The organism is Lyngbya sp. PCC 8106, from assembly GCF_000169095.1.
Taxonomy (GTDB): domain Bacteria; phylum Cyanobacteriota; class Cyanobacteriia; order Cyanobacteriales; family Microcoleaceae; genus Capilliphycus.
This window is the reverse complement of sequence record NZ_AAVU01000063.1, coordinates 12,162-29,463: the sequence shown is the minus strand read 5'-3', so window position 1 is coordinate 29,463 and position 17,302 is coordinate 12,162. Positions and strand designations below refer to the sequence as shown.

Annotated in this window: 12 protein-coding genes; 5 read left to right on the top strand and 7 right to left on the bottom strand. The window is 42.0% G+C overall.

Annotated features, from left to right (window positions below; translation table 11 throughout):
- Window positions 1-60 precede the first annotated feature (60 nt).
- Window positions 61-273: a hypothetical protein gene (locus tag L8106_RS26915; protein WP_009787706.1), complete on the bottom strand. Its 213-nt coding sequence runs from the start codon at window positions 271-273 to the stop codon at window positions 61-63.
- A gap of 625 nt (window positions 274-898) precedes the next feature.
- Window positions 899-1,726 (bottom strand): twin-arginine translocase subunit TatC, encoded by an 828-nt coding sequence (tatC, locus tag L8106_RS26910; RefSeq protein WP_009787705.1) that lies wholly within the window; start codon window positions 1,724-1,726, stop codon window positions 899-901.
- Between the two features lie 183 nt (window positions 1,727-1,909).
- On the opposite strand from tatC, the gene L8106_RS26905 reads away from it, so the two are divergent.
- Window positions 1,910-3,340 carry a CHAT domain-containing protein gene (locus L8106_RS26905; RefSeq protein WP_198013007.1) on the top strand — a complete coding sequence of 477 codons (1,431 nt, stop codon included), beginning with the start codon at window positions 1,910-1,912 and terminating at the stop codon, window positions 3,338-3,340.
- A gap of 121 nt (window positions 3,341-3,461) precedes the next feature.
- Here the strand turns inward: L8106_RS26905 and L8106_RS26900 are convergent, their stop codons facing one another.
- The 4 genes from L8106_RS26900 to L8106_RS26885 all read right to left on the bottom strand — a co-directional run bounded on the left by L8106_RS26900 (window position 3,462) and on the right by L8106_RS26885 (window position 8,766).
- On the bottom strand, window positions 3,462-4,346 hold the full coding sequence (locus tag L8106_RS26900) for a PhzF family phenazine biosynthesis protein (RefSeq protein WP_009787702.1): 885 nt from the start codon (window positions 4,344-4,346) through the stop codon (window positions 3,462-3,464).
- Window positions 4,347-4,471: 125 nt separating this feature from the next.
- Window positions 4,472-6,016, bottom strand: coding sequence for an anthranilate synthase component I (gene trpE / locus L8106_RS26895; RefSeq protein WP_039897373.1), 1,545 nt, complete (start codon window positions 6,014-6,016; stop codon window positions 4,472-4,474).
- A gap of 112 nt (window positions 6,017-6,128) precedes the next feature.
- On the bottom strand, window positions 6,129-6,557 hold the full coding sequence (locus tag L8106_RS26890) for a photosystem I reaction center subunit II PsaD (protein ID WP_009787700.1): 429 nt from the start codon (window positions 6,555-6,557) through the stop codon (window positions 6,129-6,131).
- Between the two features lie 115 nt (window positions 6,558-6,672).
- Window positions 6,673-8,766, bottom strand: a complete 2,094-nt coding sequence (locus L8106_RS26885) for a DICT sensory domain-containing protein (RefSeq protein WP_009787699.1) — start codon at window positions 8,764-8,766, stop codon at window positions 6,673-6,675.
- 220 nt (window positions 8,767-8,986) lie between these two features.
- Between L8106_RS26885 and L8106_RS26880 the strand changes: the two genes are divergently transcribed.
- From L8106_RS26880 to L8106_RS26865, 4 genes are all read left to right on the top strand, one after another.
- Window positions 8,987-11,950 (top strand): hybrid sensor histidine kinase/response regulator, encoded by a 2,964-nt coding sequence (locus L8106_RS26880; protein WP_198013006.1) that lies wholly within the window; start codon window positions 8,987-8,989, stop codon window positions 11,948-11,950.
- Complete coding sequence (locus L8106_RS26875) at window positions 11,947-14,277, top strand: EAL domain-containing protein (protein ID WP_009787697.1); 2,331 nt, start codon at window positions 11,947-11,949, stop codon at window positions 14,275-14,277. Before L8106_RS26880 ends, L8106_RS26875 begins: the two co-directional genes overlap by 4 nt.
- An 86-nt stretch (window positions 14,278-14,363) precedes the next feature.
- Window positions 14,364-14,684 (top strand): hypothetical protein, encoded by a 321-nt coding sequence (locus L8106_RS26870; RefSeq protein WP_009787696.1) that lies wholly within the window; start codon window positions 14,364-14,366, stop codon window positions 14,682-14,684.
- 668 nt (window positions 14,685-15,352) lie between these two features.
- Window positions 15,353-16,174, top strand: coding sequence for a fatty acid desaturase (locus L8106_RS26865; RefSeq protein WP_009787695.1), 822 nt, complete (start codon window positions 15,353-15,355; stop codon window positions 16,172-16,174).
- Between the two features lie 37 nt (window positions 16,175-16,211).
- On the opposite strand, the gene L8106_RS26860 is transcribed toward L8106_RS26865, so the two are convergent.
- Entirely contained in the window at window positions 16,212-17,183 is a 972-nt protein-coding gene (locus L8106_RS26860; protein ID WP_232228581.1) for an SGNH/GDSL hydrolase family protein, read from the bottom strand.
- Window positions 17,184-17,302 lie beyond the last annotated feature (119 nt).

Below are 17,302 nucleotides of genomic sequence, written 5' to 3'. Positions count from 1 at the left end.
TCAGCCTATAAGACTTACCAATAGGGATGTTCCTGAATATTTTTATGTCCCCGCCGCTTCTTACTTTTCGGAAGGTTTGGGGTTCTCGGACAGGCTGTTAATCGCATTGTTAACCTGTTCCTGGACATCGCTCGGAAGGTTTTTCGGGGTGTGGTTAGGACGGATAACCTGATAACATTTACAGGCTCGCTCTGCTCGTTGTTTGTATTTGTGAAAGTAAAGTTCAACAGAGTTCTGTTCAACAGAGTTCTGCTTTTTCTTCTTTTTTTTCATGGTGAATTTTTCCTTAATACAAGTCGATGAACTACTTTATTTGCTTGATGGGTTAATCAATCCAACATTTGATAGACCTCTAAATCAAAAATGAATAAATGTAGTATATTAGTATTATCGCTTTTTTGTCAAGGCAATATCCCAATAATTTTCGGGTTAATCACCCGGACTATTTCGCACTTGAATGCTCAACCGGGATACGAGTTAAATTACTTATTGTCCCTATTGTCATACCAAGTAATCTTGATAAATTTGCTATAATTGGACATAGAACACCCCGCCGACTGGTTTATGTCGGAATAGTTGAAAACACAGCCAACATATCGCTCAAGTAGTTTATCTGCCTGACAAAAGACTCTTTTGAGAGTCAGAAATCAAAGCTTGATAAGTTTGTTGAGCTAATTGGAAGGAAAGCTTAGGCTTTTCAATAAAAAAGAGGAGTGCATTCAATTGATGACTGCATTCCTCTGACAAAAAATCAAAATTTATAAAAGCAAAAAATCTGAGTTGATCAGAATTTCAGTTACTTTTTATACTTCATTTAGGGTACAGAAACTTGGGTTTATAGTCGTTTTTCTGATTGTTCTAAGTCACGATTATACCTTTAACTTTTCAGGTAAAACGATTATTTCCCTAACACCTTAACCACTCCAATTCCACCAAAATAGAGAATAACAACCGATCCCCCTAACAAACTTTGCGTTAACGGATCAGTCGAAGGCGTTAAAATAGCCCCCACAATAAAAGCACCTAAAACGACATATTTCCAACCGGAAAACATTTTCTCAGAAGAAACAATTCCCAGTAAACCCAACAAAATCTGAATTACAGGAATTTGGAAAGATAACGCCGTCACAAACAATAATTTTAAAACAAAGGAAAAATACTTTTCAATCGACCATAACTGTTCAACAACATCAGCACCATAACCAATAAAAAACTTCAATGCAGCCGGAACAATAGCCACATAAGCAAACACCAATCCCACACCAAACAAAAGAGTTGAACCGAAGAAAATCGGCCCTAAAAAACGACGTTCTTGAAGACTAACTCCCGGTAAAATAAACTTAACAATCTGATAGAGAACAAACGGACTCGCTAATAATAATCCACTGTAACCTGCAACTTGGATAGAAACGAAAAAATATTCTCCCGGCGCGAGTTGTAAAAACTTTACTCCTTGAGCGGGTTTTTGTAAAATTTCTACAATAGGGTTCGCAAAAATAAAACAACCCACCGCAGCAATTCCCACCACGATCAACGAGTAGAAAATACGTTGTCGTAATTCTTCTAAATGATCAAATAACGACATTTCCACTTCATCGGGAAATTCATCACCTGAATTCATTTCCTGTTCTTCAGGATTCATCGACGGTTGGTCAGAAGTTTCTTCAGTCAGGGTAACGCTATTGTTATGATTTGAACCCGATTCAGGAGTGTCTAGAGGTGTCATATCAAGTTAATAATTTCAATAATCAAGATTTCAGCAGATTATTAACTATTGTATCGTCTCTCGGATAGAAACTCGATCCTCTGTAGCTATTATAAAACTTGAGGGTTCAGTCCGAGATTACAGATCGCAAATCTGGCAGACAAATTCGTTATCATCGAGTCAAGCCGTTCTAATCTGAGTGGAATGATCAAACTCATCAGACACCAGATACGGGTGTTTCTCGCATCAACCCTAGCCGCAATTCGTATCAGGCGGTATGGGGTAAACAGTGGGCTAGCTATTTTGTGTTTTGTATTTTTCGGTGTGTTGCTTGCTGTCCTCTCTCAACCCACATTATCTCAGGATATCCCCCAAAATTTAAACTGGCGGGATGAGATCACACGCTTAGAAACAACCTGGGAAAAACAATATGAAGATTATTTTAACCGCAATTTGGCAGAAGTCACTCTAACATCAGATGATATTGCCCAAATTCTCTCTCGTCTCGCCAGCCAAACCGGAAGCAAACCGGCTGTTTTATGGGTTGCCCCTCAAGCCGATTATCTGAAATTAATTTTATTAACTCCCGATGGCGAAGCAACAGGTGATGTGATTTCAGAAGCCGATCATATCACTCTGATGAAACAAGTTCAGCGACTCTATTTAGAAGTCACGAACCCGAGGAGAGTCGGAACCACTTCCTATCTTAAACCTGCTCAACAATTGTATCAATGGATTATTCAACCCTTTGAAACAACGCTGAAGGAAAAAGGGATTGATACTCTACTTTTGTGTACCGGGCCAGGTTTGCGAACGTTACCCCTGGGCGTTTTGCATGACGGACAACAGTTTTTGGTGGAGAAATATAGCTTAACTCGAATTCCAGCATTTAATTTGTTGGTTGATACCAATTACGAGAATCTCCAACGAGGAGAGGTTTTAGCAATGGGGGTGTCGGAATTTGCAGAACAAAATCCCCTTCCGGCGGTACCTGTAGAATTATCAAATATTGTGAAACCCGCATCAGGGGAAGAAGCATCATTGTCAACTCTATTGGGACAATGGTCAGGAAAATCTTTTCTCAACCAAATGTCTACTTTGCAGAATTTAGAGACAGAATTAGCTTTTAATCGGTTTGAGATTGTGCATCTGGCGACTCATGCCCAATTTAGAGCGGGAAAGCCGGAAAATTCCTATATTCAACTCTGGGATACTCAACTGCGGTTAAGTCAAATGAAAGAAATACGGTGGAGTAGTCCGCCTGCGGAGTTATTGGTGTTGAGTGCTTGTCAAACGGCAGTTGGAGATAATAATGTCGAGTTAGGGTTTGCTGGATTAGCCCTTCAGTCGGGGGTAAAGTCGGCCTTAGCCAGTTTGTGGTATGTTAGCGATCGCGGAACTTTGGCTTTGATGAGTGAATTTTATCAACAATTAAAAGCAGCTTCGACCAAAGCAGAAGCACTGAAAAAAACTCAAATTGCGATGATTCGAGGTAAAGTTCGGTTACAAGCAGGTGAACTGTTTATTTCTCGGGGCGAGGTTTCTCTACCTCCGAGTTTAACTTCTACTACGGAGGAAGAACTGTCTCATCCTTTCTATTGGTCTGGATTTACTCTGATTGGAAATCCTTGGTAGGAGATAGGGAGATTGGGAGATTGGGAGGTTGGGAGATTGGGAGGTTGGGAGATTGGGAGGTTGGGAGATTGGGAGATTGGGAGATTGGGAGATAGATATGTAGCAAAAGTTTGATCTTTCCCTAAAATAATTCTCCCTTTGCCACTTTCACCACTTTTCCTCCAACCCTCACTTCTATTGTATCAGCAACTTGTCGAGCTTTCAAATACAAAATTGAAGGTCGATTAATTTCATAACCTTGTTCAACTTTAACTTCTATCTGATCTTGGCCAAAATAAGAATGTTTAATTAAATATCCTGCTAAACATCCATTTGCACTTCCCGTTGCTGGATCTTCAGGAATTCCTAAAGCGGGTGCAAACATTCTCGCACTAATCTGATTTTCTGGACTATAGGGTTCTGGAGAAAAGACTAAAATTTCAGTAGAATGGGTAATTTCCATCAGCTTTGAATAGGATTCTAAATTGATTTTTGCCTTTTTTAAAGCGGCTAAATCAGTTAGCGGAACCAAAATAAATGGAATTCCAGTTGAAACCTCTTGAATGGGAAAAAGATCGTCAATTTCGGTGATCTCTAGCCCTAATACTTGTGCGACTAAATCCACCTCTAACGTTTGATAAAACTCAGGTTTATTCTGTTGCATCCATAAAATTTCATCACCATCTTCATCTTTAGTCAACGTCACCGGGATTTGCCCAATCCCTAAATTTAAAATAATTTGTTCAAGCGGTTTTTGAATGATTTCTTGTTGAATAATGTAGGCTGTTCCTAGTGTTGGATGACCCGCAAAAGGCAATTCTTTCTGAGGGGTAAAGATGCGGACATCATAGCCTCCATCTTCGGTTTGAATCGACGGAATAAAAGATGTTTCTGAATAATTCATCTCTTGGGCAATTTGCTGCATTTCTGCATCGGATAGAGACGCAACTCCCTCACCGAAAATTACAGCCAATTGATTCCCCGCATATTTATCTTCTGCAAAAACATCAACAATATAAAATTCCATGATGTTCGGTATTAGTATTCAATCGTTTATCAAAGTACATTTCTTAGAAAACACTATTGTTCAGGTTAATTATAAACCCTTTCAATTTCAAAAAACCAGCGTCGCACCCCAAAACAGTTCAAGATCTACGGCTGTTTTAAACAACCAATTGCTTCCAACAAACCCCTCGCTTTATTCAGCGTTTCTTCGTATTCTTTCTGAGGATCAGAATCTGCCACTAAACCCGCCCCTGCTTGAACACTAACGACCAATTTACCATCCGTTTGAGGACTGACTAACATTGTTCGGATCGTAATCGCACTATTGAGTTGTCCTTCAAAATCATAATAGCCATACACACCCGAATAAGGCCCACGACGACACCCTTCTAACTCATGGATAATTTCCATCGCCCGAATTTTGGGAGCCCCGCTAACGGTTCCCGCCGGAAAACAGGCTTTTAACAAATCCCAAGCAGTTTTATCCTCTGCTAATTCTCCCACAACATTGCTAACAATGTGCATCACATGAGAATATCTTTCAATCACCATCAATTCATCAACCAAGACGCTACCATTTGCACAAACCCGCCCCAAATCATTTCGTCCCAAGTCTACTAGCATAACGTGTTCCGCGAGTTCTTTGGGATCTTGTAACAACTCGGCTGCTAACCCATCATCTTCGGCTACCGTTTGTCCCCGACGGCGAGTTCCCGCAATTGGACGTAACGTGGCGATCGTTTTTCCTTCCGGGGTTTTCTCGGCTTTGACCATCACTTCTGGACTCGATCCGATCAGTTGCCAATTCCCAAAGTTAAAATAAGCCATGTAGGGAGAAGGATTAATTAACCGCAGAGAACGGTACAATGCAAACGGTTCGCCCTCGTAAGGGGCTGAGAGTCGCTGCGACAACACGACTTGAAAAATATCTCCCGCTTTAATATAAGCTTTGGCTTTTTCGACATTCGCACAAAATTGTTCTGGGGAAATATTACTACAATAACCGTCAATTTCGCTAGAGTTGGGCTGTTGTTTGTTGGCGGTTGGCGGGGTCCACTCTAACAACGTTCGTTCCCGTGAAAATAGCGGTGACTCTAATTTATCGAGAAGTTGCGTAACGCGATCGCAAGCCTGTTGATAAGCCGTGTGAAGATCACCATCGCGAGTATCTGCATAAGCGATCGCTAAAATTTTACGTTTAACTTGATCAAAAATAATCAGATGATCAACCTGCATCCACAACCCATCTGGCATTTGATCAGCAGTCGCTTGCATCACCGGAACACGCGGTTCGATCCAGCGAATGAGTTCATACCCCCAAAACCCAAATAATCCTCCAATTCCAGAAGGTAACTGGGGTAATTTTACCGGATGATAGGGAGCGAGACAATTTTGTAGAACTTGAAACGGATCACCGTCAAATTCTTTGATCGTTCCATCCCGATAAGTTTGTGTTGTGCGTCTTCCTCGGGCTTCTAACACCCAAACTGGGTTACAACCGACAAAACTATAGCGCCCCAACGCGCTCCCGCCTTCAACGGATTCTAACAGAAAACTGTAGGGCTGACCTGCACAGACTCGATACCACACTGAAACCGGAGTATCTAAGTCAGCCACCCATTCTTGATAAACGGGAATAAAATTGCCTTGAGTTGCGAGTTGCTGAAATTGTGAGAAGTCCGGAAACATCATAGCCATCTAGAGGTGATGAAATAGTGAAGGATGAAGGCATCATTTCATCCTCCATCCTACCCTTTAATAGAGCGTCGTAATCGTTTATTTAGCGTTGCTCAAACGCCAAACATTACACTTCGTAAGTTGCTTTTCCGCTAAATTTGACTTTAGCTGGATCAGGATTAGCTCCGATATTACGCTCGATTTTACCGTAGAAATCGCGACCTTCATTAACTTTTTCAGGGAATACGCCATCTTTCGGATGTAAGTATTCCATTTCGCCGTTTGGATAAATACGGTAGATTTTAAAGTCTTCAATTTTGGGCTTGAATTTTGTCCGCAATTGAGTTCCTAAAGCGAGACATTGTTCTTTGCGGGCTAGATATAACAGGTTTTCACCTTCATTCATAATAGCAGCGCCACCTGTGGGCATTTCAAAGACTTGCTCTTTGGGGCTAGTCCAGGTGATCGCGTACTTTTCTTCGATTTCGGCTTTGGAGAGTAAGCCGCCTGTGCTACCGCCGAAAATCGGGGGTTTTCCAGTCAGTTGTTCTGCCATAGAAGGTCTATAGTAATGTTTTTACGGCATCGTATCACTGATTTTGCCGAATCTAGAGCGATCGTAAAGAACCGTTACACATTACAGTGACGGGTGACTGATATTCCCCCTCTTCTTATTTGACTTCCACTTCTGCTTCTACGAAGGGAACCGTAAAATGAAACTCACTACCTTGATTTTTTCCCGGAGAATTCGCCCAAATTTGTCCACCCCAACCTGTAACAATTTGCTTCCCAATTGCCAGTCCTAAACCTGTTCCTCCCACAGTACGTCTGAGTGAACCTTCTTCTTGATAAAAGCGATCAAAAACCGCTTCTAAACGGTTCGGTTCAATTCCTCGTCCGGTATCGGCTACTGTTACTTCTAACATTTGATTGCCATTACGTTTGGCTTGAACAGTTACTTTTCCTTCAGGACTGGTAAACTTACAAGCATTATCTAATAATTTTGACAGTAATTCAACTAACCATTCCCCATCGGCTTTTACTAAGGGCAAATCATCCGTAACATTAGTTTCAATTCCCGGTAATACAGCCTCAGAAAAACGCGAACGAAGTCCACTCACCGCTAAATCAACACATTCTCTCAACGGTAAAGTTTCGGGGTTCCAATCTACTCGTCCACTCTCAAGATTAGACAGTGTGAGGAAATCCTGCACTAATTTTCTCAGCCGTTCGGCATCTGTTAAAGCTGTTTCTAACATCACCTGTCGCAGTTCTAACGACATATCCGGTTCTTGACTGAGGGTTTCTAAACACACTTGAATCGTTGATAATGGAGTGCGAAGTTCATGTCCGGTAATGGCAATTAAATTACTTCGAGTTCGTTCTAAGGCTTCTAATTGTTGATTGAGATCTTCGAGATTTGCGTAGGTTTGGGCTTGAATTAAAGCTGCACTCAGTTGAGTCGCGATCGCATCGACTAAGGCAAGTTCATCTTCTTTCCAACTTGGAGATTCAGGGGTACATTGATGTAATTCCACCATTCCTAGTAATTTTCCCTGATACAAGATCGGCACCATTAACCAACCCCGAATTTGCCAAGTCACAGCTAGTTGTTTGATTGTATTTTGAACTTCTGACTGTAACAGTTCTGGCTGAAGATCACTATTTTTTGGAGATTTGACATCAGTTTCTCTAGACAGAGAAGTATCAGTTAGATACACTCGATCTTGATAGTTGACAACGGTTTGAAACAGAGGATTGGCTTGCAGGGGCCAGGTTTGTTCGATCAGGGATTCCACTGGCGATACGCCGTTGTCCGTCGGCTGACAGCAGAGATATTCATGAGTGAGGACAACCACTTCATCTGTGAACTTACACCGATAAATTAAACACCGTGACGCTTGCATCGCTTCCCCGAGTTCTTGGGTGGCGACTTTGATGATTTCGTGGGGATTGAGGGATTGTCGAATGGCGTGGGTGATCGAGTTGACTAAGCGTTCTTTGCGTTCTTGAGCGGCTAGAGAACGGTAAACTCGTAATAGTTTGTGTTGACCCGCTTGTAAATAGGTGACTAAGCGGTGAGCAAACGCATCGCTAAATTGAGAAGCAGATAAGTCTGATTGTTTGTTTGGAGGCGGGGCGGACGGTTGTTTTTGAGAAGAACGAGAGGTGGATTTTTGGCGTTTTCTAGAGGCCGGAATAATGCCGTAAACCTTGAAAGCTTGTTCGACTTTAGCACGCAGTTCAGGACGATAATAGACAATCCGATCTAACAAAAGTTGGGCAACAAGTAAGCAAACATTGCGATCGCTAGTCCAAATGCCTTCAAAGGGTCGTGCCTGATCCATCGCCAGTTGTTCAGGAATCTGAGACTTGTCGGCTAAGTTCTGCCGTTCCACACAAGCCAGACAGGTTGAGTAATGTTGACCAAGAACCACTAAATTCCATTCTTGGCTTAACTGTTCTTCGGCAGCAAACGCCACAATTTCAGGCCCAACCGATGAGTTTTTGAACTCTGTTTCTGGGGCTGCCATAATATAAACCTGATCGCTATGTTGAGCGATGCGTCGATAGCGGTGAGCCTCTTGACGATAAAACCGCTCTCGTTGAAAAGTGGCAATCACAAGCGGCCCGTCGGTTCCCGCTAAAACCTGATCTTCCATCGCATGAGAAAGAGCCGTTAAGGATGATTTAAAATAAATTTGGGGCCGCAGTTTGGGCAGGATTTGCACCAAATCTGTCAGTACCGAGGTCGAGATACTCATCTAGTGGTTAGGGTTGAAGGATGGATTTGCCCTAGTCCTGGCTATCCCAAGCGAAACCGTTCTCAGTTTAACTAGCAGTTTATCACGTATTCTACGGTATCGAAAAACCGATCATTGGCTTTTTTTCTTCCCGGTGGTTTTGGCGATCGCAAACCTATTGTTAGGAAAGGTCTCAAGAATAGAGGTCAAGATGAGTTTAAACCCATCAAAATCATTAATATTGTCTAAAGACATCTTGGGCGGAATCTTATTAATTGCATTCGGGATATTAGGAAATTACTTTCGCTGGTCTTTTTTCTTTCATATCGATTTCCTGTTTGGCACGATCGCGGTTTGGCTTGTCCTCTGCTTGTATGGAGAGAGATGGGGCTTAGTGGCGGCGATCGCTGCGGCAAGCATAACCTATTTTCTCTGGAAACATCCCTATGCAATTATTATTTTTACCGGGGAATTTCTTTTTGTTAGCATTCTCTACCGTCGCTACAAACAGAATTTAGCACTGCTAGATGGTATATATTGGCTGATGATCGGCATCCCGCTTGTGATCTTCTTCTACGGACAAGTCTTAAAGATCGATCCGATACAAGTTCCAATCATCATGCTTAAGCAGTCCGTTAATGGTATTTTCAACGCCTTGAGCGCCTGTTTAATTCTCACCTATACGCCTATTCCTCGCTGGTTTTCGCGATCGCCCGCCCTGAGTTTGCTTTCCCTGCAACAAACCCTGTTCAATATTCTAGTTGCCTTTGTTTTTTTCCCCACCCTCTTTTTTATGGCAGCCGATAGTCATCAAGTGGTTGATAATATCAATACCGAACAGCATCTACAGCTACAAACCACTTCCCATCACCTTCATGTTCTGATCCGCAATTGGTACGAGCAACACCAAGAAGGATTAAATGCGATCGCCAAAGTTGCTTCTGCTTCAAGAAGCGATCCCGCCTTACTCCAACAGGAACTTGATAGCACCCGCAACCTCGTCACAGACTTTCACCATCTTGCCATTATTGATAATCGTGATCGGATGATCGCCGTATCTCCTCCCCAACAAAAACAGCCCCTACAGATTAACAATTTCCCCGCTTCTGAGCAGCCAACAAAGTCCGAGTTATTCGTCGGTAGTCTTGATCGTGCCTCTGGAAATCGGATTCTTCTCAAACAGCCCATAATTCAAGATAGAAAAGTCTGGGGCAATGTTTGGGGGGAAATCGATCTGACTTCTCTAGAATCTCTCATCCGAGAATCCCTTGAAGAATCCCAACTGCAAGCGACTTTAGTAGATCGAGACTATAACATGATCAGCAGTACCCGAACCGAACAAACTCAAGGAACTCCTTTCGATAAACGCCAAACCGGAGAAATAGTTCCCCTGAAGGAAGGGACTTATCAATGGTTGCCAACAGAGGGCAGTCCCCTGTTTATGGTGCGCTGGACGAACTCATTTTTTATTCGTGAAACCGTTCCCGAATCGATTACACCTTGGATTCTCATTCTTGAATCTCCAGCTAGACCTTACGTTTATGCCGTACAAAGAATCCACATCCAAGCTTTAGCAATCTTACTGGCAATTTCAGGTCTTGCTCTGGTTTTAGCAACTTTGATTAGCCGTCAGTTAGTCAAACCCTTATCCCAACTTACCTACGTTACAACCAACCTCCCTGATCGTCTTTTAGAAAAACAACCCATTTATTGGTCGAAAAGTCCAGCAATTGAACTGGCTTCTTTAATGCGTAACTTCCAACAGATGGCCGAAACGTTGAGCGAGAAATTTCAAGAACTTCAGAAAGCCAAACAAGATGCAGAGGTTGCCAACCAAGCGAAAAGCCGATTCTTGGCTAATATGAGCCACGAATTACGAACGCCGCTGAATGCGATTTTAGGCTTTATTCAACTGTTTGACTATCAATCAAATTTAACCCAAACCCAACAAGAATATTTACAGACAATCCGCTACAGTGCCGAGCATCTACTAGAGTTAATTAATGAGGTCTTAGATCTTGCCAAAATTGAAGCAGGTAAAACCATTGTGAATTCGGCTCACTTTGATCTGCACCTGCTTTTCAATCAACTCTATGCCATGTTCAGCCAGCGATGCGAAGCGCACGGATTATTCTTGCAAGTCCATTGGGAGGATAACGTTCCTCAATACCTGCACGGCGACGACAGAAAATTGCGGCAAATTTTAATCAACTTGGTTGGAAATGCAGTCAAGTTCACCCAAGCTGGGAGTATTACCGTCCAGGCTCGATGTCTGTCAAATCAAAGACGGATGCAAATCGATGTCACCGATACAGGTCAGGGTATTGCTCCAGAAGACTTAGAGGCGATTTTTGCTTCCTTCACTCAAACGCAGCATAATCAAGAGGGAACAGGTTTGGGGTTAACCATCAGCCAACAATTTGCTCGCCTGATGGGGGGAAATTTAACCGTACAAAGCCAATTCGGTCAGGGAACGACCTTTACCCTAGAAATTCCTATCGAGGTGTCTTCTGATGCCTCCATCCCTGCTTCTCGACCGCAAAAAGTGGCAATCGCGATCGCCCCAGGACAGCCGACTTATCGCATTTTAGTCGCTGATGATCGCTGGACAAATCGCCAATTTTTAGTTAAACTCTTGGCTCCCTTCGGGTTTGAACTGCGGGAAGCCACCAACGGACGGGAAGCCGTGGACATTTGGCAGGAGTGGCGACCCCATTTGATTTGGATGGATATGCGAATGCCCGTTTTGGATGGGTATGATGCCACCCAGGAAATTAAATCCCACCTTCACGGACAAGCGACTACCATTATTGCCCTTACCGCCAGCGTTTTTGAAGAAGATCGGGAAATCCTTCTTTCTAAAGGGTGCGATGATTTGATCAGGAAGCCTGTTAAAAAAGACTTAATATTCGAGAAATTAACCGAACACTTGGGTATAATCTTCGTATATCAAGATACCCTCAAATCGGCAGATCAGGAGCAATCGCCATCATTGTTAAGGGCGGATGCTTTGGCTGGAATGCCGGACGACTGGCTCCAAAAATTGACCACAGCAGCTACAATCGCCAAACCCGTTCCTCTGTTGGCTCTGATTGAAGAGATTTCCCAGCAACACCCCGCAATTGCGACAGCGTTGAAACAGATGGTGCATAACTATCAATTTTCCGAAATTATTCATTTGGTAGACAAGACTAACCAACCATGAGTCCCAATTTGTTCTTTGGTAAAGTTCCAGATATTTTAGTTGCTGATGACACCCTAGAGTCTCTCAGACTCATTTCCAACGCTTTATCTAATCGCGGTTATGATGTTCGGAGCGTTACAAATGGAACATTGGCGATCGCTTCGGCGCGAGCCGCTCCACCGGATTTGATTTTACTCGATATCAAGATGCCGGATTTATCGGGTTATGAAGTCTGTCAGCAACTCAAACAAGATTCTCTGACGCGGGAAATTCCGGTCATTTTTATTAGTGCTTTACACGAACCTTTTGATAAAGTCGAAGCCTTTAGAGTTGGTGGGGTTGACTATATTACTAAACCGTTTCAAATTGAAGAGATGCTGGTTCGCATTCAAAGTCAACTGGAACGATACTTTTCCCGGACTCAAATCCAACATCTTAATAATGAATTAGAGAAACGGGTTGAAGAGAGAACCGCACAACTGAGCGAAATTAATCACGCTTTGCAGCAAGAAATTGCCGAGCGCCAGCGCATTGAGGAGAGTTTGCGAGAAAGCGAAAGCAAATTTCGTCAGCTCTCAGAACACATTCAAGAGGTGTTTTGGCTGATGGGTTATGATGCTACCTCAAAACAGTTTACAGCGATCGAATATGTCAGCCCTGCCTTTGCCACAATTTGGGGAAAAACTTGTGAGTCCCTCTACGAGAATCCTTGGGAATGGCTGTCGTCCATTCATTCTGACGATCACGAACGGGTAGAAAAAGCGTTTACAGAAAAAGCGATTTTGGGATCTTTTGATGAAGAGTATCGCGTGGTACATCCCGACGGAACAGTCCGTTGGATTCGCGATCGCGGCTTTCCCGTAACTGATGACAAAGGTGAAGTTTATCGGGTTGCGGGTATTGCCGAAGATATTACCAACCTCAAACGCGCAGAAGCTCATTTGGTTCGCGAAACCCTACACGATTCGTTAACCGGACTGGCCAATCGCACTTATTTCATGCAGAGATTAGAAATGGCGATTAAAAAGAGAAACCGCCACAATAATTATCGGTTTGCTGTCCTATTTATTGATTTAGATGATTTTAAACGTATTAATGATACTCTCGGACATTTAATTGGCGATCAACTTTTGATGCAAATTTCCCGCATTCTCACCGGATCTGTACGGGATATTGATTCTGTAGCTCGACTGGGTGGGGACGAGTTCACAATTCTTGTAGAAGATGTTCAAGACTGGCAAGATGTTTTGAATATTACCCAACGAATTCAAGAGCAATTGACTTCTGCTGTTCAATTGGAGCATCACGAAATTTTTACCAGTACCAGCATCGGGATTGTTTTTAGCACACCAAACTACCAAAATGGGACAGAGGTTGTGCGAGATGCCGATATTGCTATGTATCGTGCGAAAGCCGATGGCAAAGGCTGTTATGAAGTGTTTGATCGCTCGATGTACGATCAAGTTCTGCATCTCGTCGAATTAGAGAACGCTTTGCGCCAAGCGATCGCCAATCAAGAACTGCATCTTTACTATCAACCCATTGTCAGTTTGCGAGACAATTCTCAAGACCATTTAATCATAGAAGGGTTTGAGGTTCTTAGCCGTTGGCACCATCCCAAAAAAGGTCTGATCTCGGCTTCGGAGTTTATTTCTATTGCTGAAGATACGGGACAGATTAATGAGATCGGTGAATGGGTTTTACAGCAAGCCTGCATTCAATTTCAGCAGTTGCGATCGCATTATCCTGATGTGACTAACCTATATTTTAGTATCAATATTTCCGGTCGGCAGTTACGAGAATCTTCTCTGCTCAACCTGCTCGACCACACTTTGCAAACCACTCAAATTCCTCCTCATTGTCTCAAGCTCGAACTGACGGAAAGCAGCTTAATTGAAAATACCACAATTGCGGCAAAAATATTAAAAGAAATTCAACAGCGCGGCATTGAAATCAGTTTGGATGATTTTGGAACGGGATTTTCATCTTTGAGATATTTGCATCAATTTCCCCTGAATGTGATCAAGATTGATCGTTCGTTTGTGGAGACTCTTGATCTAGGAACGCGAGAGCGCTGTATTATTCACTCGATTGTTACTTTGGCGCGCGCTCTCGGTTTTGCAACAGTTGCAGAAGGGATAGAAACTCGTCAACAACTGGAAAAACTGCGATCGCTAGAGTGCGACTCAGGACAGGGTTATTTCTTCTCTAAACCTATACCGGGTGAGCAAATCGCAGATTTTTTGCTGAAACGGGGCGTGTTGGTCAAACCCGCGCCAAAAACCTACCAGGAGAGACATTTCAATACTTTTAATACCGTCTCTGAACAAGTCCGTCAGGTAATTTGAGGTGTCTTGAGTTTGAGGGTTTTGACAGACGCGGACATGATATGAATTAAAGATCTATTCTGCAAAGTGTTTTGATTGATTAAATTATGAAAATTAAAATAACTTCAACAGAAACGTATTGGAATATTGTTTTTTCGTTAGATGATTGGGAATGTACATCTATAATCCCTTTTAGTAGCCATTTAACATCCGAATTTAAAATGCCTGATTTAACAATAAAAGAGTTTTATGAGAAAGCGTTTAATGATCTAGCCCAATTAACTTCATTTTACAGAGAAGCTTTGTATCTAACCGGGGTATTTCGTTTTAGATTTTTTAAATGTATAGACGAAAATAAAGAGTTTGTTGTTGATGATAATAAAGATTATTCTAAAAGAGAATTGTTAGAGTTTTTACAACAGTTTTAATTATGAAACTAAAAATTAACGATACTATTTATTTTTTACCGAAAATAGGAATATGTTAGAGTTATAGCACTACGCAAATTGGTTAGGACATTTCTAAATTCTGAAACCCTCTCAGGCGTGTGCATTCCTTGGCGGCTTACAAAGCCGCAGGGTCACACCGCTTTCATAGTCTGCTGTTCCCTCTCTTGGTGCGCGTTACGCAGAGCGGATTGAGAATCGCGCCTAGTCGCACCGCTGTTCCCTATTCCCTGTTCCCTATTCCCGATTCAAGTAGCGCTATAGCTTTGAATTATTTTCCAAAAGTTTACCGTTTGATCAAAAAAAACTCAACAAAGGATGTGAGGCTTTTAAATTTAGGGATTAGTTTCTGATGCAGAATAGTTTAATTTTGATACAAAACTTCTGAAATAAGATTTGATGATCATATTAATTTTAAAGCGGAATTGTTACGCGGATTAAATTTTCACTTCACAATGCTTTCGATAAGATTTAGAAAGACCATCTAAAGTCGCTATTCTTCCGAATAGTGGAATTAATGAAAACAACTTTTCCCGCCCAAGGAAAGGTGGTATAGTTGTTGGCAGGTCGCTTATTCTTAGGAATGGTGGAATTAATGGAAACCTGTAGAATTAAGCAACTTAAAGCTTGTCCAACTACCTACCTTAAATATGCTTGTTAGAAAGAAAATTGATTGCTATCCTATCGCCACTATTTTGCTAGTTTTAGGGATCGATCTAGTCATTTTTCTGTTTAGCCCTTCTGTGTTGCTCCCGATCATCTGGATGCTCTTAAGCCTCAACATTAAGGGATGGATTTGTAGTTGGAACCATAATCACCAACACTACAAGTTCTTTACTGTTGACTGGGCTAATCGTCTAATCGAACTTATCATGGGGTTGCACACGGGAATTGTTGGAGAAGCTTGGGTTTTACATCATACCCTTGGGCATCATCTTAACTATTTAGATCAATCTAGAGATGAATCTGCTTGGAAAACCTCCCAAGGTAGATTAATGCCACGTCTGGAATATACTTTAAAGGTTGGCTTTCTGGCTTATCCTACAGCATTAAAAGTAGGGGAAAAGCATCATAAATCTCGTAACAAGCTGATTCAAAATCTGTTGCTAACAGCATTAATTTTAAGCTTACTTTCCACAATCAATTGGATTAATACGTTGATTATATTTATTATTCCGATGGTCATCTTGTTATTTATGGTTGTTTATGTAACTTATGATCATCACGCTGGATTAGATCAGCAAGACCCATATCAAGCAAGCTACAACATTACCAATCGCTGGTATAACTTTTTCACCTGTAATTTGGGTTACCACACTACTCATCATCTTCAATGCGGTAGACACTGGAGTGAACTACCTCAGTTACATGAAGAAATCAAAGAGAAAATCCCAGCTTATTTATATCGAGAAGCAGGCTTTCCATTTGACTTAATGACAAAAGTTGAGCAAAAATTAACACAGAAGATATAAACTAAAGCTGAAAATTGGCTGATATTGTTCGGAAGATTTACTGATCAAAATTGACTGATATTTTCATCTGTTCTTGTAAGGTTTGAGTCAATTTTTGGGTAACGAATTGATTGCCTTGAACACTCAAATGTATATGATCTCGGTAGAAAGATTTGGGTTCATTTATTGAATTAAAAAGCGGTAAAAAATCGATATAAAAGATTTTTTGAGATTGAGTCAACTCAGTTAAACGCTGACGAGCCTTAATTTCATAATCACGGGGGCCAGGACTGCCAATTTCCCGCAATAGAGGAGTCATCGCTAATAAAAAAGGAATTTCCTGTTGAGTGGCAATGTCTCTAATTTCCTCAATCGCTTGAAGATTATAGCTGACAGGATCAGAGGGTTGCTGATTAGAGTCAGAATTAGTCATAGACGAGGGTTGAGGTGGACGAAAACGGTTCAAGAGTTCTTGTAAGGCTAAAATCGGTCGATGGTCGGGATAGTTGCGATCAACCCCCACCAGGTTAGGGTTAGGAGGTTTAGTAAATAAATCATCTGTATTGATCATCAGAACCAAACAAGCCGCTTGAAACGTCCCAAATTTTCGTAAGTAAGCGAGTTGGTTCGGTGGCCCCCAGGAGTTAGCCGCAATATTCAAAACTTCTATCCGGTGTTCGGGAGTCTGTTTATCTAAGGTTTGAGTCAATTGTTGACTGAGCATTTCCGAGATGATATCCGATTGATCAGTCCACCATCCCCCATTGACAATCGAATCTCCCAATAACAAAATGCGTAAAGTTGTGGAGTCGGGAACGGTCGTAATCGGGGAACTTCGCATAGAATACTGGTTAATCTCGATGCGGTTGCCAAACCGTCGCGTTTTCTGATCAGGAACTAACAGATAGCCAATATCCTCATCCGCTTGATAAATTAAGGGATTACCAAAACCAAACATGACTCTTAACCCAATTTCGGCTAGAATGAGCAATCCAACCCCAACCGCTAAAGTCATCAGGACAATTTTCACGAATCTGCCTCCTGAACTCCCCACTTCTGAATTTTGACGAACCCTAGTTATGGTGTCACTGTTACCGATAAAATCTTATGATATACCTTCTCAAACCGTTGTCTATTCAATTGCCACTG